General features: G+C 37.7%; 18 protein-coding genes and 1 tRNA gene. 6 read left to right on the top strand and 13 right to left on the bottom strand.

Features of this window, described 5'->3' with window-relative positions; all coding sequences use genetic code 11:
* The first annotated feature begins 11 nt into the window (after positions 1-11).
* Positions 12-818, top strand: coding sequence for a hypothetical protein (locus QNJ66_RS12095; RefSeq protein ID WP_300506986.1), 807 nt, complete (start codon positions 12-14; stop codon positions 816-818).
* Positions 819-832: 14 nt separating this feature from the next.
* Here QNJ66_RS12095 and radA read toward each other — a convergent pair whose 3' ends face one another.
* A complete protein-coding gene (gene radA, locus QNJ66_RS12090; RefSeq protein WP_300506983.1) occupies positions 833-2,398 on the bottom strand; it encodes a DNA repair protein RadA in 1,566 nt (521 codons plus the stop codon).
* Positions 2,399-2,646: 248 nt separating this feature from the next.
* Between radA and rpaB the strand changes: the two genes are divergently transcribed.
* Positions 2,647-3,378, top strand: a complete 732-nt coding sequence (gene rpaB, locus QNJ66_RS12085; protein ID WP_300506980.1) for a response regulator transcription factor RpaB — start codon at positions 2,647-2,649, stop codon at positions 3,376-3,378.
* A gap of 248 nt (positions 3,379-3,626) precedes the next feature.
* On the top strand, positions 3,627-4,313 hold the full coding sequence (locus QNJ66_RS12080; RefSeq protein WP_300506978.1) for a glycosyltransferase family 2 protein: 687 nt from the start codon (positions 3,627-3,629) through the stop codon (positions 4,311-4,313).
* Positions 4,314-4,393: 80 nt separating this feature from the next.
* On the opposite strand, the gene QNJ66_RS12075 is transcribed toward QNJ66_RS12080, so the two are convergent.
* Positions 4,394-4,624 carry a ferredoxin-thioredoxin reductase variable chain gene (locus QNJ66_RS12075; RefSeq protein WP_300507074.1) on the bottom strand — a complete coding sequence of 77 codons (231 nt, stop codon included), beginning with the start codon at positions 4,622-4,624 and terminating at the stop codon, positions 4,394-4,396.
* Positions 4,625-4,858: 234 nt separating this feature from the next.
* Here QNJ66_RS12075 and QNJ66_RS12070 point away from each other — a divergent pair, with 234 nt between their 5' ends.
* The gene (locus QNJ66_RS12070) at positions 4,859-6,565 is read left to right on the top strand and encodes a type II toxin-antitoxin system HicA family toxin (protein ID WP_300506975.1); all 1,707 of its coding nucleotides are present in this window, start codon (positions 4,859-4,861) and stop codon (positions 6,563-6,565) included.
* A gap of 11 nt (positions 6,566-6,576) precedes the next feature.
* Here the strand turns inward: QNJ66_RS12070 and asnB are convergent, their stop codons facing one another.
* Positions 6,577-8,079 carry an asparagine synthase B gene (gene asnB / locus QNJ66_RS12065; protein ID WP_300506972.1) on the bottom strand — a complete coding sequence of 501 codons (1,503 nt, stop codon included), beginning with the start codon at positions 8,077-8,079 and terminating at the stop codon, positions 6,577-6,579.
* A gap of 98 nt (positions 8,080-8,177) precedes the next feature.
* Positions 8,178-8,250: transfer RNA gene (locus tag QNJ66_RS12060), tRNA-His, on the bottom strand.
* Positions 8,251-8,350: 100 nt separating this feature from the next.
* Between QNJ66_RS12060 and pheA the strand changes: the two genes are divergently transcribed.
* On the top strand, positions 8,351-9,217 hold the full coding sequence (gene pheA / locus QNJ66_RS12055) for a prephenate dehydratase (RefSeq protein WP_300507072.1): 867 nt from the start codon (positions 8,351-8,353) through the stop codon (positions 9,215-9,217).
* A gap of 42 nt (positions 9,218-9,259) precedes the next feature.
* On the opposite strand, the gene QNJ66_RS12050 is transcribed toward pheA, so the two are convergent.
* From QNJ66_RS12050 to QNJ66_RS12010, 9 genes are all read right to left on the bottom strand, one after another.
* Positions 9,260-9,898, bottom strand: a complete 639-nt coding sequence (locus tag QNJ66_RS12050) for an LON peptidase substrate-binding domain-containing protein (protein ID WP_300506969.1) — start codon at positions 9,896-9,898, stop codon at positions 9,260-9,262.
* Between the two features lie 302 nt (positions 9,899-10,200).
* Positions 10,201-11,718 (bottom strand): CheR family methyltransferase, encoded by a 1,518-nt coding sequence (locus QNJ66_RS12045; RefSeq protein ID WP_300506966.1) that lies wholly within the window; start codon positions 11,716-11,718, stop codon positions 10,201-10,203.
* Between the two features lie 109 nt (positions 11,719-11,827).
* The gene (cheB, locus tag QNJ66_RS12040) at positions 11,828-12,964 is read right to left on the bottom strand and encodes a chemotaxis-specific protein-glutamate methyltransferase CheB (RefSeq protein ID WP_300506964.1); all 1,137 of its coding nucleotides are present in this window, start codon (positions 12,962-12,964) and stop codon (positions 11,828-11,830) included.
* Between the two features lie 279 nt (positions 12,965-13,243).
* A complete protein-coding gene (locus QNJ66_RS12035) occupies positions 13,244-13,675 on the bottom strand; it encodes a response regulator (protein WP_300506961.1) in 432 nt (143 codons plus the stop codon).
* A 130-nt stretch (positions 13,676-13,805) separates the two neighbouring features.
* A complete protein-coding gene (locus tag QNJ66_RS12030; protein ID WP_300506958.1) occupies positions 13,806-16,133 on the bottom strand; it encodes a hybrid sensor histidine kinase/response regulator in 2,328 nt (775 codons plus the stop codon).
* A 222-nt stretch (positions 16,134-16,355) separates the two neighbouring features.
* Entirely contained in the window at positions 16,356-17,810 is a 1,455-nt protein-coding gene (locus QNJ66_RS12025) for a CHASE3 domain-containing protein (RefSeq protein ID WP_300506955.1), read from the bottom strand.
* A 242-nt stretch (positions 17,811-18,052) separates the two neighbouring features.
* Positions 18,053-19,117, bottom strand: coding sequence for a chemotaxis protein CheW (locus tag QNJ66_RS12020; protein WP_300506953.1), 1,065 nt, complete (start codon positions 19,115-19,117; stop codon positions 18,053-18,055).
* 130 nt (positions 19,118-19,247) lie between these two features.
* Positions 19,248-20,054 carry a response regulator gene (locus tag QNJ66_RS12015; RefSeq protein WP_300506952.1) on the bottom strand — a complete coding sequence of 269 codons (807 nt, stop codon included), beginning with the start codon at positions 20,052-20,054 and terminating at the stop codon, positions 19,248-19,250.
* Positions 20,055-20,512: 458 nt separating this feature from the next.
* Entirely contained in the window at positions 20,513-21,586 is a 1,074-nt protein-coding gene (locus tag QNJ66_RS12010; protein WP_300506949.1) for an ABC transporter ATP-binding protein, read from the bottom strand.
* Between the two features lie 207 nt (positions 21,587-21,793).
* Between QNJ66_RS12010 and QNJ66_RS12005 the strand changes: the two genes are divergently transcribed.
* On the top strand, positions 21,794-22,537 hold the full coding sequence (locus QNJ66_RS12005) for a purine phosphorylase (protein ID WP_300506946.1): 744 nt from the start codon (positions 21,794-21,796) through the stop codon (positions 22,535-22,537).
* Positions 22,538-22,676 lie beyond the last annotated feature (139 nt).

The raw sequence follows: 22,676 nt of genomic DNA, 5'->3' as shown, positions 1-22,676 counted from the left end.
GAAATCTTTCTATGGGTGAAGAAGTAGGTTCTGAAATTGCTTGCCAACTGACATCAGGTAACATTTATACAGTACAAGGGTTCAGCAAGTGTTTAGAATATGGATGGTTCAGTATATTGTGGTTTTCTATACTAGCCTTTGTAATTACATTAGTTATGCTCTTTATTATTTATGCTAAAGATATTAAACTATTTAAGAGAGCAAGACAAAGGATTGCCATAACAATTATTATATTCACATTTATAGATGTAACCGCAGAAATTTTTATTTATTTAGTATCTAGGTTTATCATATATCCAGCATATCAGAGTATAGTTGAAATACCTCATGTAAAAATTCTCATTTTTGTAATTACTTCTTACATTATTGTAGATATTATAATTTCCAATAGAAATCAAGAGTATATAACAACAGAATTAGATAATACTTTTTCAGGATTTGGTGTAGGAACAGGAATTTTTTGGATAAATAGTAAGCTTTTATCATTCATAGAATTTTTCAAGAATGTTCATAGCGTTATGACAAACTTTTTGTTAGACGCTATTTTAGAAGATAAATATAGAGAACCATTAAGAAAAAGACTTATTAAAAGTATAGAAAATACTCCAATTGCGACTATTATCCAAACTCTAGAAAATAGATTAACCAGAAACGCTAATAATAGTTTGTTATTACAAAGATTCAATAACACTATGGAACAGTATAAACAGAATAATGATGAACAAAAACTCAAAGAAAGATTAGTTGAACTTTCTACAGAAGCATATTCAACAGAGGTGATTGAAGAATGGAAAAATGGAAATATACCTTTTAGTTAGAAATTTTTTGAGTTTTAAAAGTCTTCAGAATTGTCTTCTTCTCCTACTCCTAAATCATCTAAATCTTTACCAAACTTTTGTTGAGGAGGAATAGCAGCAATAATGGCATCAATAACCTTACCAACCTGTATAATTTCGATGCCAATATCCTCAGCAAAACTCTGTCCTTTAGGAACGATCGCCCGTTGAAACCCTAACTTAGCTGCTTCTTTTAACCTTAATTCCATCTGGGAGACTAAACGAACTTGTCCCCCTAACCCCACTTCCCCTATTAATACCGTTCTGGGGTCTACCACGCGATCGCGGAAACTAGCAACAACAGCGATGGCCACCCCTAAATCTGCGGCCGGTTCTTCCACCCCTAAACCACCGGCCGAAGCTACATAAGCGTCTAATTTTGATAAAGGAATACCCACCCTTTTCTCTAACACCGCTAAAATCTGCTGTAACCGACTGTATTCAACTCCAGTAGTAGAACGACGGGGGGAAGCATAGCTAGTGGGACTAACTAACGCTTGTAACTCCACCACAATAGGACGGGTTCCCTCACAAGCAACCACAGTAGCTGTTCCGGGGACAAACTCATCTCGGTTGCCTAAAAATAATTCTGAGGGGTTATCCACTTCCACTAAACCATGTTCGGCCATTTCAAAAATACCAATTTCATGGGTTGCCCCAAAACGATTTTTCACCGATCGCAACAGACGATGGGAAGCGTAGCGATCGCCTTCAAAATATAACACCGTATCTACTAAATGTTCTAACACCCTTGGACCGGCGATCGCCCCTTCTTTGGTGACGTGGCCAACAATAAACAGAGTAATATTATCCCGTTTAGCTACCTGCATTAAAGCCGAAGTACATTCCCTAACTTGGGCCACAGAACCCGGCGCAGAAGTCAAGGCAGCGAAATATAAAGTTTGAATACTATCTATAATTGCCACTTGAGGTTGTAAAGATTCTAACTCCCTTAAAATCTCTTCCAAATCCGTTTCAGGGAGAATAAAAAGATTAGCCTTATCTGAGTCCTCTACTGACTTTTTATTACTTTTAACCTTGCCATTTTTGCCATTACTTTCTGCTTCTTTAGCAGCCGTAATACTACTAGCTTCTGCTACTCCTAAACGAGAGGCCCGTAACTTAATTTGTTGCCCTGATTCTTCGGCCGATACGTATAAAATACGGGCTAATCTTTGGGACAATTGGTTAGCAGTTTGTAACAATAAAGTAGATTTTCCAATACCCGGATCTCCCCCAATTAAAACTAAAGATCCCGGCACAACCCCACCTCCCAAAACCCGGTCTAATTCTCCATAACCCGATTGAAAGCGCGCTTGTTCCTCTTCTGTAATATCATTAAAAGAGACAGAAATGCGAGGTTTTGGGGCAGCAGGAGACCGTTTATCGGTGCGATTATTGGATTGCCAGCCCCCTCTAGCTGCCTCCACAGGAGAGGATGAACTATTGACCACTTGTTCTTCTAGGGTTCCGTATTCCCCACAAGCTTCGCACTTGCCGAACCATTGAAGCGACTCTGCACCACAGGCACTACAAACATAAACAATTTTTGTTTTAGCCATAATGAAATTTAAAGAAACGTTAAAAAAATTAAAAAAATACTGGATATTGAGGGAAAAACCCGAGAAAATGAAAAGGGGCGTTAAGAGAATAATCTTCTTGCAACCCTGATTATGTTTAGATTCTCAACGAAGAATTTAGGCTTAAGAATAGCAAAAAAGGGATATTCTGGATCTTTAGAGAGATTCAGGAAAGGCCACTTAACTTAAAGATTAGCAATTTTACTTATTATTAGGGAGCGTGGGCAACATTGGAAACACAGAAAGAGAAAATTTTAGTGGTGGATGACGAAGCTAGTATTCGTCGTATTTTGGAAACTCGTCTTTCTATGATTGGCTACGATGTAGTAACGGCGGCCGACGGTGAGGAAGCTTTAGATATCTTTCATGAGGCCATTCCCGACTTGGTGGTATTGGATGTGATGATGCCTAAATTAGATGGTTATGGGGTCTGTCAGGAGTTACGCAAAGAGTCGGACATCCCTATTATTATGTTAACTGCTTTAGGGGATGTGGCCGATCGCATTACGGGGTTAGAATTGGGTGCTGATGATTATGTGGTCAAACCTTTTTCCCCGAAGGAGTTAGAAGCAAGAATTCGTTCTGTCTTAAGACGGGTGGAAAAAAATGGCGCACCTGGTATTCCTAGTTCTGGGGTTATTTCTATTGCTTCGATTAAAATTGATACCAATAAACGTCAGGTTTATAAGGGAGATGAACGCATTCGCTTGACTGGGATGGAGTTCAGCTTATTGGAGTTATTGGTGAGTCGTTCGGGTGAACCTTTTTCCCGTTCAGAAATTTTACAAGAGGTATGGGGTTATACTCCTGAACGTCATGTGGATACGAGGGTGGTTGATGTCCATATTTCTCGTTTGCGGGCAAAATTAGAAGATGATCCGAGTAACCCTGAATTGATTTTAACGGCGAGAGGAACAGGTTATTTATTTCAACGCATTTTAGAACCTGGTGAGGAACCATAATCGTTGTTAGGGGTTTAATAAAATTAAACCCTAATTTTTGCCTGAAATATTTAAAGAATTAACAGTTTAGAAGACTCTGTTACTGTAAAGATTAAAAACAATAAAAGTGGGAACTATTTGTGCTTAATCGTTGTCTTATAGCTCGATATATGTAAATTATCTATGAATAATTAACATATCAAAGTTCAGATTGTTATATTCTTGGGAATAGAAAATTGCTCAATTGTGGTGTGTGGGAAGTCTAGGAAATGAAATTATCAGTGGTTATCCCCTGTTTTAATGAAATTGGGACGATTGGTCAAGTTATCGACGCAGTTAAAGCATCTCCTGTGAAAAATTGTGAGATTGTTATAGTCGATGATTGTTCAACAGACGGCACAAGAGAACTGCTACAATCTAAACTGGAACCATTAGTGGATCAAGTTATTTATCACCATAAAAATAAGGGTAAAGGGGCGGCCTTAAGGACGGGTTTTGCCGGGGTAACGGGAGATATTGTTATCATTCAAGATGCTGATTTAGAATACGACCCCCAAGAGTATCCTTTAATGATAGAACCTATCCTCAAAGGGAAAGCAGATGTGGTTTTTGGTTCTCGTTTCCAGGGAAGTCGTCCCCATAGAGTTGTTTATTATTGGCACATGGTGGGTAATAAATTTTTAACCACATTATCCAATATGTTAACTAACATTAATTTAACAGATATGGAAACCTGTTATAAAGCTTTTAAAAGAGAAGTAATTCAATCTATTAGAATTAAAGAAAGTCGTTTTGGTTTTGAACCTGAAATTACGGCCAAAGTGGCTAAAATGGGATGTCGTATTTATGAAGTTGGCATTTCTTACTATGGGAGAACCTATAAAGAAGGTAAAAAAATTGGTTGGAAAGATGGCTTTCGAGCCATTTATTGTATCCTTAAGTATAATTTGACTTGATTCATTATAACCCAACTATATTGCACAGCAATTAGTTGGGGTATTTAACTTAGATATGGATTAAGGGGAGAGTGTTAATTCTAAGCAGTTTCCGTGATTTCTACCTCATCGTCACGAAAATGCGCTTTAAATCGTTTCTCGAACTTGACTAATACAGGTAGGTTAGCACTAACTGGTCGACCTTGCCAATTGGTGACAATATCGATTATCTCCCCTTCCATTCCTTTAAGGTCAAATGGTTGTTTCTTATGCTTAGGATGATGATAAACAATAACAGATTCTATAACACGAACGCGATCGCCGATTTTCATAGTCATTAATTCTATATGATCCTCCTATTAAGGTTATTCTGGAGATAATTGATAACTTTACTATTCTGACATAGAGTGTGACGAGATCATAGTTGTAGCAAAAATCGCTTTTGCGTCAATAGACTAAAAATAAGCTTCAAAAGTTTACTCATTAAGTTAAATAATATAAAGAAAACTTGAATTTTTGTCAAGGAAATTATTATAATTGTTGTTTATACCTAAAATCTTAAGACAATGTTCTTTTCGATCTTAAGAAAGCAGTTATCCTGTAGAAAAGTTGCGGTTATTATTAGCCGTCTCATTATTATTGAGTTATTGTTATTAGTTATTGGTATATTAGCTCTGCGTCAAACTTATTATACCTATCAGAATTATACTTTTCTTGCATCACAAAGATGGGATTCTAATGTTTTATTTCCCACAGTTCCTTTAGCTTTATCTTCTGCTCTTAGTAGTAATAATCAAAAACAAATTGAGCAAATTTTAAATACTAATTATCATGGTATACAAGGATTAATTATTACGGATATAGAAGGAAATAAAATTATTGATTATTCTCATGATAATTTTCCCAATAAATCAAATTGGATTAATAAAATATCAGTTAAGAATCTCAATCGTTATCCCCATGATTTATTGTTAGATCCTTTTTCATCTTCTGCTAGACGCTATTATTTTAGTGAGGAAAAAGAGAAGATTGACAATCAGAAATCAATTGATTCACAATTTATTTTGGCTCGGGTTTATTATATTAGAAATACCACTGAGAAATTTTCACAGGAATTATTACAATGGATTCATAATCCTTTTGAAGAAAATGCTCGTTTTTCTATTTACAATTTAACTATTTTATTATTTATAATTGGTGGAATATTTATCTGGAGTTTGACTGAGTGTTTTTTAATGTATCGACTTTTAACTATTAGGGAAAAACAACAGTTGTTCCAAAGAATAAAGTTAGAGAAAGAATTAGTAAAAAAAGAAAAAGAAAAAAGAAAAATTGCTGATAAAAATCAAGAACTGTTAGAAAATAAGCAAATTCAATTACAAAAAGAAATTACGATTCTCCAGAATAATCTTAAAGAAAAAATATCACAAAATTACCGTTTAATCGAAGAAAGAGAAAAAGAACAAAAAAAATTAGAAAAGATAGAAATTCAGCAGACTCAAAAAATACGAAATCTTCAAGCTATTATCAAGGAATACGAACAAGAAATTTTGATTTTGGAAGTTTGGCAAGATAAATCTCAAGAGTTAGAAGAGATTAAACAAGAAAAAGATAACTTGTTGTTACAATTAGAGGAACAACAAAACTTAGAACAAGAAAGTAAAAAACACATTCAGTCTTTGAGAAAGAAAATTGAAGTTTTAATAATTCAAAATCAAGAAAACGAAGAAAAAATCAATGATTTACAAGAATTACAATTATCTAATAAAAATTCCATTCAACAAAGAGAAGAAACCATACAACAAGAGTTTAAAAGACAACTAAACCTAGTTCAAAAAGAATCACAATATGCTTTTGAAGAAGCACAAAATTTGGAACAAGAAAAAGAAGGATTAATTGCACAAAATAAAACCCTAAGAGAAAATTTGAACTCAGAAGTTGAAAAAAATAAATACTTAGAATTTGTCCTAGAAAGATATAAGAAAGAGGATAATAAGATCATTAATGAATTACAGGACACTAATGATGATTATCCCTCAATCCCGACATCTTATTTAACTAACATTTCTAGTAGAAAAGCAATTAGAGCTTTTCAGAAATTGGGATTTGAAAAAGACAGACATAATGGAGATCATTTTATTCTCAAAAAAAGAGAAACCAATACAATTACTTTTCCTATCCCTCATCCTCGACAAGAACTTAATCCCCTAACCCTCAAAAATATTTTGATACAAACCAATACTACTTTAGAGGATTTTTTAGAGAATTTGTGAATTTTAAAGTTCTAAAACCTTGTTTCTGCCCAACGAGCAACATTTGTTAAGATAGCATGGGGGTTATCAAAAGCTTTCATAAATATTTGGTGGTAATAACACTCTTCTGGTGATCTTAATTTTGTACCTGAATGCTCTTTTTGATATTGTCTAGCTTGTTCTTCATTCATGACATCTTTTAGGGTTTCAGTCAATAAGTCAACTGTACCACTACCTTCGTCAAATTGTTCTTTTTTGCGCCAAACAATTTCCTCTGGTAACATATCTTCAAAGGCTTTTCGTAAGATCCACTTTTCTACAGGAGGTGTACCTTTGAGTTTTAAATGTGCTGGTATTTTTTGACCCAGTTCGATCATTTTTAAATCTAAAAATGGGACTCTTCCCTCAATAGAATGGGCCATAGTTAAACGATCAACACGCTGTAAATTAATGTTGTGTAAACTATTAACTGAACGTCTTAATTCTGTGTGTAAGGTCTCATCACTAGGAATATCTTTGTAGTAAGTATAACCTGCAAATAGTTCGTCTGCACCTTCTCCTGTAAGAATTACTTTGACATATTCCGAGGCTAAACGAGAGGTAAAATAACAAGGAATACCGCTTCTAACTAAGTCTTGATCAAAGGATTCTAAGTAATAAATAATCTCTGGTAGTTTGGCGATCGCTTCTTCGGGAGTAATAATATATTCGTGGTGTATGGTTCCTAAATAATCAGACACCAAACGAGCAGCATTAATATCTTTACTCCCGGCAATACCTACAGAAAAAGTATGTAATTCAGACTTATGTTTTTTGGCTATAGCAGCGATAATACTACTATCTAAACCTCCCGATAAAAATGCCCCTAAAGGTACATCGGCCATCAATCTTTTGACCACAGACGCTTCTACAGTTTCTCGTATTTCTTGCAGTAAATCATCGACATTAGCATCTGGTTCAGGAGGAATATCTGGTAAGCTATAATATTGAGAAAATCCTGTTTCCGATGAGAAGAAATGACCAGGGGGGAATTCTTCTACATTCTCACAAAATTTCGTAAGAGCTTTTAATTCCGAGGCAAACCAAAAATCACCGTCCTTTTTGCTATAATAAAGGGGCTTGATGCCGATGGGATCACGGGCAGCAATAAACTTATTATCGTCAATAATAGCAAAGGCAAACATTCCATCTAATTCGCCTACTGCTGTGGTATTTTTTTCCTCATATAAGTGTAAAACTGCTTCTGTATCGCTTTTGGTTGCAAATTTGTATTTTTTCGCTAATTCTGGTTTTAATTTCGGATAGTTATAGATTTCCCCATTACCAATAATTGCTTGACTGTTTCCTTTAGAATAAATGGGTTGATCTCCCCCATCTACATCCATAATACTTAATCTTTGATGCCCCAAAATTCCTGAACCGTCGGGAACTGTAAAAACACCTTTTGCATCTGGACCACGATGAACAATACTTTTCATCATCGCTTCAACGCTAGTTTCTTCTGTTTGTCCCCAGATTCCTGCAATGCCACACATAGTTTCCCTTAGAATGCTACTTCTGAGCCTAGCCCAACATTTTTGAATGGTCTAGAAAACCCAAGAATAATTTAAGAAATAGCAATCATTTAATTAAGGGCGAACGATGGGACTTGAACCCACGAGTGCCGGGACCACAACCCGGTGCCTTAACCACTTGGCTACGCTCGCCATACATCTTCATTAGTATAACATATTTTTCTGCTTGTGTACAAAAGAGGGTAAGCTAATTGGCAAAGTGAAAATGACAGACTTATTTATTATTATTTTTATGGTTATTTCTCTTGCTCATCTCGGACCGGTTGGTACTAATGCAGAAACTGCTGCTTTAGCTTATGCTCATTGGTTAGAAAAGACTCAGGCACAATCTTCTTTATTGTGTCCTTGTCCTAGTATTGCTCAAACCTTGCATTCTGTTGCTCAAGGAGACACCAAAAAGGCCGTAGTGCCGGTGGAAAACTCGACGCAAGGTAGTGTTGCTTGTACCTTGGACACCCTTTGGCAACTGGACAACCTGAAAGTTCAACAGGAGTTAGTTCTACCCATTATCCATACTTTCTTTTCACGGGGAACGTCTCTGAGTGGTATCAAAACGGTCTATTCTCATCCTCAAGCTTTGGCACAATGTCAAAGATGGTTAGAGAAAAACCTCCCCAACGTGGCCTTAATTCCTACTAATTCTACCGCAGAAGCTTTACAAAAAATCAGTCTCGAACCAACATCGGGGGCGATCGCTGCCCCTCGTGCTGCTAAACTGTACCATGTGCCTATTTTAGCCAACCATATCAACGACTATCCGGATAACTGTACCCGTTTTTGGGTAATGACCTTAGACCCCATTCCGACGGTGAGTAGTCGCATTTCTTTGGCTTTCAGTGTCCCTGAGAATGTTCCTGGTTCTTTGATGAAACCATTACAGGTGTTTGCTGAACGCAATATTAACCTCAGTCGCATCGAGTCCCGTCCAACCAAGCGATCGCTCGGGGAGTATGTTTTTTATATCGACATTGAGGGGAACCACGAAGATCCCAACATTATTAACGCCCTGGATGCTTTAACCAATCATACGGAAATTATCAAGATATACGGTAGTTATCCAGTGTTATTTCTCGAAGAAAAGGATATTGAAGAACTTTAATGCTAACTGGTCACTGATCACTGATAACTGTTAACTGTTCACCTACTTGAGTACATCTTTCAGTGCGGTTCGCGCTGCTAAATGATTGCGGGTAGAGGTTAAGATTTCAACTTCACGTTCAAGACGGCCTTTGGTGTTTTGCATTTCTAAGAGTGCTTGTTGTTCTGCTGCGACTCCGTACAAGTTCCCGGCTACCCAATAGGATAATTCTACAGGAAGTTCCGGTAAATCATCGGGTAGTTCAATTTTTTGGTCGGTTAATTTAGCTGAAAGACGGACAACATCCTGCAATAACTGTGCTACTTCATTACCCAAGGGATGGAGGTTTTCCTGGGTTGGTTCATCTTCTAGCCATTCTACCAAACCGACCCGATAAGGTTTTTCTCTGACATATTCTAGAACTCGAAACCGTTGTTGTCCCATGGTTAAAACTTTCATGCGATCGTCGGGAAGACGTTGAAAACGCATTAATTCAGCACACGCTCCTACTTTAGCAATTTCTCCATCAACAGGGTTGACCATCACCACACCAAAACGACGATCCTCTTCTAAAATAGTGTTCATCATCATCCGATAACGAAATTCAAAGATATGCAGAGGTAGAGGACGACCAGGAAATAATACGACTTCAGGTAGGGGAAAGATAGGAAGTTCTCGAACTGCAAGGGAAGATGATGTCATAATACTTAAGCGCGCTTCTTAGCTTTTATTTAATACTTTAACTGATTTTTCCCAATTTAAGTGAGGTACTCTTGGTGCAAATTTTTTGCCACAAGTATCTCAAGGTTGTCAACCCGAGTTCGGAGTAGGAGTCAACGGCCGTTGACCTCTACTGTGTTATAGCAGTCGCCAAAGCTATTAGGACATTTTTCTGTTCCCTGTTCCCTGTTCCCTGTTCCCTTAAAATATAATTTATGTGTCCTAACTAGCCTGTCTATTGCTATAACTTTCAGAAAGAAATTTTATAGCTATCAAAACTTTTGCTACAGGACGAAATTAGCTGTCTGAAGTTGAAATAATAATTGAGAGGCTGTAAGATTTGCTCGTTCTACAATTGGAGTATTAGGTGGTAATTTTTTCAATATGTTCAAAGATTCTTGATACATTTTAACGGCTCTTTTGTCATCTCCTTCTTGTGTATAAATGTGACTGAGATCTAGATAGGCTCCGACAGAAGATGGCTCTAAATAAATAATTTTCTTCAACAAGGATTTTGCTTCTTCGAGTTTTCCTGTTTCTTCAGCAATTTGTGCTAAGAGATAATGAGGAGCAATGGCAAAGCAATCTATTTGTAAAGCTCGATTTCCATTAGTAACAGCCTCTTCATAAAGTCCTTTATTGGCAGATATTTGAGCCAAAAGATAATAAGCTTGAAAGTTATTAGGATTATTTTTTAGAACTTTCTTTACTTTTTCTATGGCAGCATCATATCTCTCTTTTTTGATTAAGTCTTCTGCTGTTTTGATAAGTTGCTCATTGGTTAGTTGTTTAATCGCTGTTTTAGCAGTAGAATAAATAGGGTCATTTTTTACGGATAGAGAAGAATAAGCTCGGGATTTTTGGGTAGATTTAATAGGAGTTAATGGAGGAATTAATGGCTTACTAATATTTTTTTTCTCATGAGTAACGGCTGGTATGTTATTGATTTTTGCTGGCATTGAATTATTAGCTCGACGTTGATAAATTAATGATTGAGAGAAAACTTTTGCCGTAAACTTATGTAAGTTTTGTCCCGATAGTTCTGTGTGTCCCGTTAATAAATAGCCATGAGGATGTAGAGACCCATGAAATTTATCTAATACTGTGGCAATCGCTGTTAAATTAAAATAGATAAAAACATTTCGACAAATAAATAAATCAATTTCTCCAAAAGAGAAAGAATCTTTGACTAAATTGACAGAATGAAACCGTACCATACGTTTGATATTATCATCTAGATGGTATTGTTTTTTTACTTTCTTAAAGTAAGTTTGAATAACTGATGGACTAACCCCTCGTAGCGACCAAGGGTTATAAACACCTTTTTTTGCTCTTCTAAGAGCTTCTTGATTAATATCTACTCCTAAAATATCTAAGTTCCATTCATGATAATTTGGAATAAGCTGACTGAGCAAAATTGCCAAAGAATAAGGTTCTTCTCCTGTGGAACATCCAGCACTACAAACGCGAATTGTTTTATCGATTTGCTTACGAGAAATGATTTCTGGAAAAATATTATCTTGTAATAATTGAAGCTGTTGTTTATCTCGGAAAAAATAACTTTCATTATTGGTCAATGATGGGACAAGATGTTGCCATTCTTTTTCGCTTTCTTGACTGTTACCTTTTAAAAAAAGATAGTAATCTTTTGGGTTAGATAAGTTAAGAACTTCTATTCTTAGTAACAGTTTATTGACGAAAGTTTCTCGCTCTGATTCTCGAATGACTAAACCTATGCGCTTGGAGAGTAAGTGATGAAATGATGTTTGTAAGTCTGACGATAATGAGGTTTTGTTGACCATTTAGGTAGTTTAGGAATTTAGAAGTTTATGAGTTCGGAGTTTAGTTTATTGTCTACCAGTGAGTTAAATCTAGTAGTTTAGATACTTAAAATTCTTATATTTGGACTTGTTATGGTCGCTGAATTTTTGTAAGTAAAGGAGCGATTTTTTGGAGAGGAAGAATATGTTTTGCAGCACCTATTTCTATGGCTGCTTTAGGCATTCCAAAAACGATACAACTTTTTTCATCTTGAGCAATTGTCATTCCTCCTATTTCTGCGATCGCCTTCATTCCAGTTGCTCCATCTCTTCCCATTCCTGTTAATAAAATTCCCAGACTTTTCCTACCATAAAATTTAGCAACTGATTGAAACATAACTGTAGCTGAAGGACAATGTCCGTCTACTGCTTCTGTAGAACTGTGAATAAATTTACCTTGAGATGTCAGTTGTAAATGGCTATTTTCAGGAGCAAAATAAACCGTTCCAGGTTGGGGAGATTCTCCTTGTTGAGCAATTTTAATTCTGAGTTGACATTCTCCATCTAGCCAATTAACTAATCCTTCCAAAAAACCTAGACTAATATGTTGGGTACAAATAATGGGAACGGGAAAATTTTTTGGCAGTGGACTGATAACTTGATTTAATGCTCTTGGCCCCCCTGTGGAAACCCCAATAGCAACAACTCTAACCGGAAAAGCAGCAATATCTTGAGTTGCTTTTAAGTAAGCAATAATGTTTCCTTTCTCTTGTTCTGATATCTTTTTTATTGCTTCAGAAGTCGATACTGTTTGAGTAGATGATAATTTAGTATTAATTGAAGAAGCAAGAGTTTGTCGAAGAGGTTTCCTAAAGACACTCACTCCCGATATAACTTTAATTTTATGTAATAACTGTTTTTTAACTTTGCCGTAGTCTGATTCTAGACCAGTTTTTGGCTTAGGAAAGACATCTAATGCTCCCGCTTGTAAGAGGTTAAAAACATTCTTCTTGTCATATATTTGTACCGAATTACTAATTACTAAAATGGGTGTAGGATATTTAGCCATTACTTGTTGCGTCAACTCTAAACCATCCATACCTTTCATAGTGAGATCAGTACAAATCACTTCGGGATTAAGCTTAGGAATCAACTCTAGAGCTTCTTTTCCGTTACTCGCTGTGCCAACAATCGTAATCTCAGGACAAGATTTTAGTAGTCTTTGGAGAATGTTTAAAGCTACGGGAGAATCTTCAACTAATAAAACTTTAATAGGCGCTTGGCTCATGATTTTTAGTTAGAGTATAATTAAAGTTATTACAGCAATAATAACCAAGAAAAAATGAAATTAAAACTCTGTAAAATTGGCAATTCACTGGGAGTAACGCTACCACAAGAAGTTTTAGAGAAATTCAAGTTAAGTAAAGGAAACAGTTGATCTTTAATTCAAATTAGAGAAAGTATTATGCAACCCCATCTAAGGTGAAAATTTTAGATGGGGACTGCGTGAAACAATTTTGTTCAAGATCAAGTATTATGCACTCCTAAACTCCTACACTGCTTAACCCTACTTCAAAGCCTTAGCAACAACCTTTTTATTAGCCAAGACTTTGATCTTAGTGACTAAATTTTTTTGAAGTGCTTCTCCATCCCTTGATCCACCTTGGGGTTTGGGAAGAAATTCTAATGCACCTGCTTTCATTGCTTCAAATCGATTGTCAATGTCGCTTTTTTGTACAACATTACTTAAGACTAATATGGGCATGGGGCAGTTAGCCATAACTTGTTTAATTAATTCAATACCATCCATATTGGGCATATGAAGGTCTGTTACCATGACTTGGGGTTTTGCTTGGGGCAATAAAGACAAGGCTTGTAGTCCATCACTGGCGGTTCCTACGATTTCAATTTCTGGGCAAGATTGAAGAAGTCTTTTATACAGTCCTAAAGCAACGGGAGAATCTTCCACTAAGAAAACTTTGATTTTAGAGTCTGACATTTTTTGTATCTCGATTTGAATAGTTATTGGGTGGTGGGTGGCAGGGAGTTCGGACAAAGTCCGTGCTAGGTAACAGAATAGTTAACAAGTTTAAAGATCAAATCTCCTACACTCCTGCACTTCTACACTCTTAAATGAACCGTCTCAACGTCTCGATCAGGATTTTTTGATCGAAATCACCTTTGGTTAGGTAAGCATTGGCCCCTGCTTGCGCTCCCCGACGTTTATCGGCTTCGGATGTCAAGGTGGTGACGAGAATAATGGGTAATTCGTTATATTCTCCATACTGGCGAATCTTGGCAGTGAGGTCTAAGCCACTGAGATTAGGCATTTCTACATCAGAAACTACTGCATCGAAACGACCTGCTCTCAATTTGTTAAAGCCCTCTAATCCATCCACAGCAATGGTTACGTCATAACCTGCCTCCTCTAATAAACGTTTCATTTGCGTCCGAATGATGATGGAATCTTCCACCAATAGCAGTTTAGATTTTGTCTGTTTCTGCTGAGTTTGTTGGGAAACGGTTGCGCCGCCTCCCCCTTGTACGGATTTGAGCAAGTCTTCAGGGTTGAGAACCATGCAAACTTGCCCATCCCCAAGAATGGTGGCACCATTAATGTTGCGAATACGCTTGAGTAACTTGCTTTGGGGTTTTAAAACGATGTCCTGTTGGTCAAGGATGTCATCAACGATAATACCCAAGCGGTTTGTGCCAAATTTTAAAATGATGCAAGAAAGGGTCTTGGCACTGGTATGAATAGCTTTGGCAGAAGTAGGAACAGTAACGGGTAATTCTAGGAGATCCACTAACCAAGTAATAGATACAGGTTCACCTCCAAAGGTAATGGCTTCGGTTCCTTCTAGGGCAAAGATATCATCACGGGAGATAAGCAGCATGGTTTCTACTGCTTCTAAGGGCATGGCGTAGGGAGTTTCATTAACTTCTACAATTAACACCTGACTGGTAGCTAAACTGGTGCTTAATTGTAAGCGAAACTCACATCCCATTCCTGGGGTAGATTCCACTTGAATAGACCCTTTGAGCCGTTCGACGTTGGCGCGAACTACATCTAAACCCACCCCTCTACCAGAAATCTCGCTGACTTCTGCACGGGTGGAAAATCCAGAGGCGAAGATAAGGGATTGAATCTCAGGGCTGGTCATTTTTTCCAGTTCTTCTTCGCTAAAGATACCACGCCGTATGGCTGTGCGTTTAATGGTTTCGAGATTTAATCCTCGACCATCATCAGTGATGTCAATGGCGATCATGCTACCTGTTTGATAACCGCATAGACGAATGGTAGCAGTGGGAGATTTTCCTTTTATCTCCCGTTCTTGAGGGATTTCGATCCCATGATCCACTGCATTACGAAGGATGTGCATCAGGGGATCTTTCATTTCTTCAAGAACCCGCTTGTCTGCTAAAGTTTCTCCTCCTTCGATGACCAGATTAATTTGTTTGCCCTGCTCTTTGGCTAAATCCCTTACCATACGAGGAAAGACGGTAAAAATGGTTGATAAGGGTAACAGTCTTAGGTTTTTGACCCCTGCTTCTAATTCGTTAGAAACAATGTCTAAACTGGCGTTATCTTCGTAGGCAGCATTTTTTAACTGACTAATAATGGTTCCTAGTTCTTCTAAGCGTTGTTCGGCATGGTTGTAGAACTTTTGGAGTTGCGGAGAATGACCATTAAGGGATTCTTGTCGGAAAAGGGAACGATTAACCGAAACATCTCGACTCCATTCTTCCCAGAGGTTAACAATGGATTCAATGCCAGTCATACGCTCGGCAATTCGCAGTTTAGTAACCCCTAACTCTCCTACTTGTCGGATTAAGGTATCCAGTTTGGCTGCTTCAACCCGAATGGTCTCTAGGGTATCGGTGGCAAGGCGAACGGGTTGTTGTGGGGTAACTGGGTCTTGTTTTTCTTTGACAGCCACTGGTTGAGGGCTAACAGCCACTGGTTCAGAACTGCTAGGGGTTTCAGTCAAGAGCCAATCATCATTAAACAAATCTGTTTCTTGCGCAATAAAAGCGTCAGAGGCACTGTGACCATTACCATTACCGTTATCATCGCTTTGGGCCCCCATTAAATTGGCCAAAACCTGGAAAACCACCACGTCTGCCGGTTCCCCTGTGACAGCTTCATGAACCAGCTTACGAGTCGCATCTAGTCCAGCATGAATGCGATCGCATAAATCGGGCGTAAGGACACTTTTCCCCTTTTTGATAGCGATTAAGCAATCTTCTATCTCATGGGTCAAGGTTTCCACATCTTTAACCCCTAACATTCTGGAGTCGCCTTTGAGGGTATGGGCTTCCCGTAGAAATTCCTCGATTTTAGCTTGATCATCGGGCTGTTTTTCGAGATGAATTAAGGCATCTTCGAGGTTTTGTAAGCGTTCTGGGGTAACGGTTTTATAAATATCTCTAAGTTCGTTGTCTTCGATATACATAGGCGTTTGGGAGAGTTCATAGGAGTTCGGACAAGGTTCGTGCTAACGTGAGTTCGGAGTTAGGAGTTAGGAGTTATAATTTTGTTAACGAGAGAATGAAGGTTTGAGACTTCTGATTTGAGTCAGTTTTCTCGAAATTTCCTTATATCGAACTCAGGTTGCTAAGTAACAGAATAGTTAACAGGCTTGAAGATTTGATCTTCAAGCTTGTTAATTCCTCCTCTAAACAATTGCTTGTAACTCTTTTGCGTCGTTGCTGAGCTTGTCGGTAGTGACTTTGACTTGGTTAATTCCTGCGGTGGTTTCTTGGGTACCGATGGTTAATTCGTTCATGGCGGAGATGACTTGCTGTACCGCAACAGCTTGTTGTTTGGCACTGAGGGAGATTTGTTGGCTGTTGACGAATACCCGTTCAATAGAGTTTCTCACGCCAGTAAAGGTTTCGGCGGTTCCTTGGGCTAATTCGATACTTTCGTTAGCTTTTTTGGTTCCTTCATCTGTTACCATCACGGTGGAGTTCATGGCAGCTTGAACGTCCTTAGCCAGGAGATTAATTTTCTCGGCCGATTTCTTACTTTCATCGGCTAATTTGCGAATTTCACTGGCAACAACGGTAAATCCTTTTCCTTGCTCTCCTGCTCTGGCTGCTTCTACCGCCGCGTTTAGGGCAAGCATATTGGTTTGGTTAGCAATGTCTCCTACTAGGTCGGAAATACTGGAAATTTGACCAGTTTGTTCACTGAGGCGCATAATTTGTTCGGCGATCGCCCCTACATTGTCTTTGAGAATCTTCATTCCCTCCATGGTTTGTTCTACCACTAAGGTTCCGTTTTCGGCTAACTGTTGAGCATTACGGGCCCCTTCGGCAGATTCTTCGGCTTGTTCTGCCGCTTTGAGAGAAGCTGAACCTAACTCATCCATTGTGGTGGTGGTTTGGGCAACAGAGGTGGCTTGTTCGTCGATGGTGCGTGCTTGTTGTTCTACGGTAGTGGAAATTGCATTGGCACCAACAGCAACGGCATTGGCTGCATCGTCAATGGGTTTCATGATCAGGCGAGACACCACGAAGGAGATATAAAGACCTAGTCCCAAATTCACAACCCAACCACCCCAGTTAATTAAACTAGCAATGAACTGGAGGCGTTCAGATGCTTTGATGCGTTCTTGTAGTAAGGTGTCTTCTTCATCTATCATTTCCTGCATCTCAACTCGCATTTCGTCCATGATGTTCTTCCCTAGATCGGAAAGTACCAATTGTCTAGTTTCTTCAAATTTTCCGGCTTTGGTGAGGCGAATGGTTTCTGCTAACTCAGCAAATTTTTTTTCAGCGTTCATCTGCACATTCTTTGCTCTTTCAATCTGCTTGGGGTTGTCATTCACCAATTCTTTTAATCCTTCTATGAGAGGGGTAAAATCTTCTCGTCCAGTGTTATAGTCTGCTAAGTATCTTTCTTCTCTGGTAAAGATAAAGCCCCGTTGTCCTGTTTCTGCATCCACTAACGCTTTTTCGATGGATTTCAGGCCTAGTTTTACCTCATAGGTCTGATCGACCGAGTATTGAGACTCTACTAACTTACTTTGAGTCCATTGATTAACTCCAGTGGTTATCCCTGCGATGGTGATAATAAGACCAAAACCGAGGGGGACAATTTGATTAACTTTAAGTTTACGTTCCATGTTTTAAAATTAGTTTAGATTAGACACAAAAAATGAAATATTGGGAAATGATTTGCCGAAAAAATGATTGTATATTTAATTTTTTTTTACATTCTTTCGTAAAGAAAACTCTCTTGAATTTTCTATCCTTAGAGTTCCCAAAAACAGAGACAATGTGATCAATTTCTTCAATTATTTCTTTACTTTCTTTTCCTGCTAATCACAAGACTTAGGAAGTCTTATGATTAGCATTTCCCATAAAATTAAGCAGCTTCGTTCACTTCTAAATTTCCTTGGGTAATAATTTTAGGTAAGTCGAGAATGGTTAACATTTTGTCTGCATAAGCAGCCGTTCCTCTTAGATATTCATGTCGGCTAGATTCCACAGCCATTGGTACAGAATTAATTCTGCTTTGAGGTAAATACATGACATCAAAGACTTCATCAACTGGTAGTCCTGCTACCACTTCATCGACTTCAATAACCACTGCTTTAGAAGTATTTTTGTCCGTCTTTATTGGTAAATTTAAGGAACTTCTTATATCTACTAAGGTAACAATTTCTCCCCGCAAATTTATATTGCCCAAAATATGCTGAGGACAACAGGGAATCGAAGTAACATTATAAATGTTAATAAACTCCCTTACGGTGTCTAAATCTAGGCCAAAGTATTCCCCATTGAGACTAATAATGGCTAGGGGAAGTTGTTCGGTTATATTCGTAATGGTTTCTAGGGTTGCTTGTCGTAAATTATCAGCCCGTCGCCGAAAATTTGCTCGTTCTTCTGGGGTTGCATTAGGACAACACAACTCATAAAAGTTGCTAAGAACTTTGACTTTATCCCGACTCTCACTATCTTCTAATTGTTCTACTTCTTCTACTAAATCTTTAACCTCATCAGGTTGTCGAATTAATGCTTCAGGATTAAGTAAAAGAATCGTACTATCATCTATTTTTGCCATCCCTGAAATAAAGGCAGGATTAATATTGTTGCTACGTCCATAATTTATCTCTTTTTCAATTATTTCTGATCCAATTTCTTTAACTTCATGAACAGCATTAACAATGATTCCAATCTGTAAATTATTCCAATCTAAAACAATGATACTGTCAGTCAGTTGGCATCTAGTAAAAGGATTTCCTAATCTTAAATCTAGGTGCATTACCGGTAGCAATTTTTCTCTTAAATTAAGAATACCGACAATATCAATGGGGGCTTCAGCAATGGGAATAAGTTCAGGTAATAGAAAAATTTCTTTCACTAAATTGGCATCTATTCCATACTGAATGTCATGAAGATGAAAAATTAAATAGGGTTTGGTTTTCATAGCTATTATTTGAGAGGATCAAAGTTTGGGAACAGCCTATTTTTGTAAGCGAATCTGTCAAAGCAACATTAGAGGAAGGTTTCAGCCAACTATATTAAAATGAGTAATTGGCAAAATTGGAACCTTCCATTTAAATATTCCCACAATGAACAAATTCATTAACAACACCTAACAAGGTTTCAGCATCAAATGGTTTAAGTAAATAGCGATTTGTTCCAGCCAATTTACCTTTAACTTTATCAAAAAGCCCATCTCTGGCTGTTACCATAATAATTGGGAGGTCAGAGAATTTAGGAATACTTCTTAGGGTTTTGCAGACTTGTAACCCATCCATATCAGGCATGGTGAGATCAAGCAAGAGTAAAGAAACTTGATGTTTATTGAGTAGATGAAGAGCATCTGTCGCATTACTTGATAATACAAGATTGCAGTGATCGCCCAAGATTCGTCTCATAGTCGTTTGTACAATCAAACTATCATCAACTGATAAAATAGTTGGTTTATAATTATTACTAATTGGGATTTTCTCTTCAAAAATCACCCAATTTTGTCTTGACCAATCAGAATATACTTTCTCTATCGTCCGAACATCTTTACCCATTTGGTTGGCAATAACTTCTAGAGTTCTTTCCCCATCTATCCATGTCCGTAAATGTTTCCTTACAGTCAGATCTGGAATATTTTCTAGTCCATTTATTGGTAAATAAACAACTGAATTTGGTCCGGGAATAATCGGATTTGTCTGATTGTTTTTGAGATAATATGTAAAACCATTTGTCTTTTTTAATAATCTTAAAAAAGTTTCTTCATTAGCTTTTTTATGTTGTGTTAGCCAGTTCCTGAGAAGGTTGTCTCCCTCCAATATAGAAACTCCAAAACGCATTAGTAACTTTGTGAATATATCTTGTTTTATATCTTGTTTAATCTTAGTAGGCATTTTCAGGACTATCTCTCCTCTTTTAGAATTAGTGGTAGATATGGATTTTGCCGGCTTCTTTACTGAATGTCATGAAGATGAAAAATTAAATAGGGTTTGGTTTTCATGTCTATTATTTGCCAGTATCAAAGTTGGGCAAAAATCTCTCAAAGCAAAATTTAGATAAAGGTTTCAGCCATATTAAAATGGCTAATTGAGAAAATTGGGACCCTCATCTAATTTAAGTATTCCCACAATTAAGCAATTTATTAACACAACCTTAATCTTATATACAGCTATTATGCTAATTTTGATCTTAAAAGCTGTGATCAGCTCCAAAGTAACTGTTGTTCTCAATCACAACTTGTATCTGAAACAGTAAAAAAAGAACTGACTGCAATTAACTAGGAGGTGGCAATCATAGACTGCCACCTCCTAGTTCTCTGAAAATGATGATTTTCTGGAATGCTCTAATGCTGTTAATTTGAAGAGTTTACAGGAACAGCAGGGAAGATTTGAGCAGACTGAGAAGCGATCGCTAGTTGAACCTTAGTCCCAACAGCTAACTGGGTTTGTAACGTTGTTCTCGCATGAATTTGACCACCAGAAGGGGTTTGTAAACAATAGCGGTATTCTCTGCCCAAAAATTGGCGATCGCTTATAACTACCTTGGCCGTGTCATCGGGTTCTAAGCGGATATCTTCTTGTCTCACCATCAAGTCTCCTTCGGGGACGGTTTCTGGAGAGGAAGATAGTTCCCATTGGCCTATTTCTGTAGTCCAGAGTTTCCCTTGTCGTTTAGCAGGGATAAAATTAGCCTGGGTGACAAATTCAGCCACAAAACGAGACAAAGGACAGGTATAGATGGCTTCAGGGGTTCCCAGTTGTTCGATTTTTCCAGAAGACATGACTGCAATTTTGTCACAAATGGCTAAAGCTTCTTCTTGGTCGTGGGTGACAAAAATAGCCGTGATGCCTGTTGCTTTGAGAATTTGACGAATTTCATGGCGCAGTCTAACACGAACCTGTACATCGAGGTTACTGAGGGGTTCATCCAGTAAAATTAAGGCAGGTTGAGGGGCTAATGCTCTGGCTAAGGCCACCCGTTGTTGTTGTCCTCCGGAAAGTTGGTGAGGATAGCGTTTTTCTAAGCCTTCTAGTCCAACTAGGGTTAATACTTCAGCAATACGGTATTTTATGTCTTTTTTGCTTAATTTTTTCTTATTTAAGCCAAAAGCAATGTTAGCAGCTATGTTTAAATGGGGAAAGAGGGCATAATCTTGAAACACCATCCCTGTGTTACGCTGTTCCGGGGGGAGTAACTGAGAAGCACTAGCAACCAGATGGCCTCCGAGTTCGATGATTCCGGCGGAAGGTTGCTCAAACCCTGCAATCATCCGTAAGAGGGTGGTTTTGCCACAACCAGAGGGTCCCAATAACCCTAAAATGTCTCCTTGGGCCAATTGAAAGTTAACTTCATCCACAGCAGGAATAGGATGATTAGCAAATTGCTTAACAAGTTGATTAACCTGGAGAATAATAGAGTCTGTCATAGTAAGAAAGATAGGGATAACGAATTAGAGGTAATTAGAGTTAAAATAATTGATTACAATCGGTAAATACTTATTATGATTTCTATGCTATGTTTGAGCTATCTTTGCTGAACGGCTCAATTAGCATTAATTTTTAATAAGTGTCTTTAACTTGTTATATACCATTTTTATCGTTTTTCAAATAAGAAAGATTTGCAAGAATCGTCAATGTTATCTAGAACACACTCCCATTATAACCCGAATGATCAAAACCCTAGTTTTGCTACTGTTTTAGTTCCTCAAGGGATGGAATATCAAGCAGTATACCAAGGAATAGGCATAAATAAATCAAAATTCAAAATTATAGCCATTCCTGCTGGTATTCAACCTTTAACTAACTTCCTGGAACAGTGGCAACAAAGTCCAAACTTTCTTGATAAAATCTCTCAAAGATTGATTCTGATGGGGTTAGGGGGTAGTTTGTCCCTAAATTATTCTGTAGGGGATGTGATTTTGTACAAAAAGTGTGGTTTAATGGATTATAGTCAGGAAAGTAAGGGCTCGTGTGACCAATTTTTGACAAACGCCCTGTTTCAGCAGTTAGGAAATATGACTATTATTGGGGAAGGAATAAGCAGCGATCGCATTATTTGTTCTGCTGAAGAAAAGCTTTTATTAGGTAAAAAATATCAAGCTGATGTAGTTGATATGGAAGGTTATGCACTCTTAAATTGGAGTGATAAATTAAACATTCCTGTGGCTATGATTCGGGTGATTAGTGATGGTTGTCAGCAAGATTTACCTGATTTAACAGACGCTTTTATGGAAGATGGAAGCCTACAGCCTTTAATATTAGCTCGTCAAATGCTGAAAAATCCATCAAATTCAATACATTTAATTCGGAGTTCTTTAAAAAGTTTACAAGTATTACAGGAAGTTGCCAACACGATAGGTAAAATGGACAATGGATAATGGACAATGGGGAGCATCCCATTTTTGCCAAAAACTTATTCTTGGAGTTTGACGGGGAGAGGGGGAGATGGGGAGACGGGGGGAAATTAATCAGATCAACTATTATCAATCAAGGACAATTTGCAACTTTGGGATGCTC

Origin of the sequence: Crocosphaera sp. (assembly GCF_030064895.1) — a bacterium.
Classification (GTDB): domain Bacteria; phylum Cyanobacteriota; class Cyanobacteriia; order Cyanobacteriales; family Microcystaceae; genus Crocosphaera.
Note: the sequence above shows the minus strand (reverse complement) of the source record. Positions and strands in the feature narration are given on the sequence as shown.

Excerpts from the sequence above, each read along its gene's own strand:
- QNJ66_RS12095 (WP_300506986.1), top strand. The coding sequence starts at position 12 with ATGGGTGAAGAAGTAGGTTCTGAAATTGCTTGCCAACTGACATCAGGT.
- radA (WP_300506983.1), bottom strand. The coding sequence starts at position 2,398 with ATGGCTAAAACAAAAATTGTTTATGTTTGTAGTGCCTGTGGTGCAGAG.
- QNJ66_RS12080 (WP_300506978.1), top strand. The coding sequence starts at position 3,627 with ATGAAATTATCAGTGGTTATCCCCTGTTTTAATGAAATTGGGACGATT.
- QNJ66_RS12075 (WP_300507074.1), bottom strand. The coding sequence starts at position 4,624 with ATGAAAATCGGCGATCGCGTTCGTGTTATAGAATCTGTTATTGTTTAT.
- QNJ66_RS12070 (WP_300506975.1), top strand. The coding sequence starts at position 4,859 with ATGTTCTTTTCGATCTTAAGAAAGCAGTTATCCTGTAGAAAAGTTGCG.
- asnB (WP_300506972.1), bottom strand. The coding sequence starts at position 8,079 with ATGTGTGGCATTGCAGGAATCTGGGGACAAACAGAAGAAACTAGCGTT.
- pheA (WP_300507072.1), top strand. The coding sequence starts at position 8,351 with ATGGTTATTTCTCTTGCTCATCTCGGACCGGTTGGTACTAATGCAGAA.
- QNJ66_RS12050 (WP_300506969.1), bottom strand. The coding sequence starts at position 9,898 with ATGACATCATCTTCCCTTGCAGTTCGAGAACTTCCTATCTTTCCCCTA.
- QNJ66_RS12045 (WP_300506966.1), bottom strand. The coding sequence starts at position 11,718 with ATGGTCAACAAAACCTCATTATCGTCAGACTTACAAACATCATTTCAT.
- cheB (WP_300506964.1), bottom strand. The coding sequence starts at position 12,964 with ATGAGCCAAGCGCCTATTAAAGTTTTATTAGTTGAAGATTCTCCCGTA.
- QNJ66_RS12035 (WP_300506961.1), bottom strand. The coding sequence starts at position 13,675 with ATGTCAGACTCTAAAATCAAAGTTTTCTTAGTGGAAGATTCTCCCGTT.
- QNJ66_RS12030 (WP_300506958.1), bottom strand. The coding sequence starts at position 16,133 with ATGTATATCGAAGACAACGAACTTAGAGATATTTATAAAACCGTTACC.
- QNJ66_RS12025 (WP_300506955.1), bottom strand. The coding sequence starts at position 17,810 with ATGGAACGTAAACTTAAAGTTAATCAAATTGTCCCCCTCGGTTTTGGT.
- QNJ66_RS12020 (WP_300506953.1), bottom strand. The coding sequence starts at position 19,117 with ATGAAAACCAAACCCTATTTAATTTTTCATCTTCATGACATTCAGTAT.
- QNJ66_RS12015 (WP_300506952.1), bottom strand. The coding sequence starts at position 20,054 with ATGCCTACTAAGATTAAACAAGATATAAAACAAGATATATTCACAAAG.
- QNJ66_RS12010 (WP_300506949.1), bottom strand. The coding sequence starts at position 21,586 with ATGACAGACTCTATTATTCTCCAGGTTAATCAACTTGTTAAGCAATTT.
- QNJ66_RS12005 (WP_300506946.1), top strand. The coding sequence starts at position 21,794 with ATGTTATCTAGAACACACTCCCATTATAACCCGAATGATCAAAACCCT.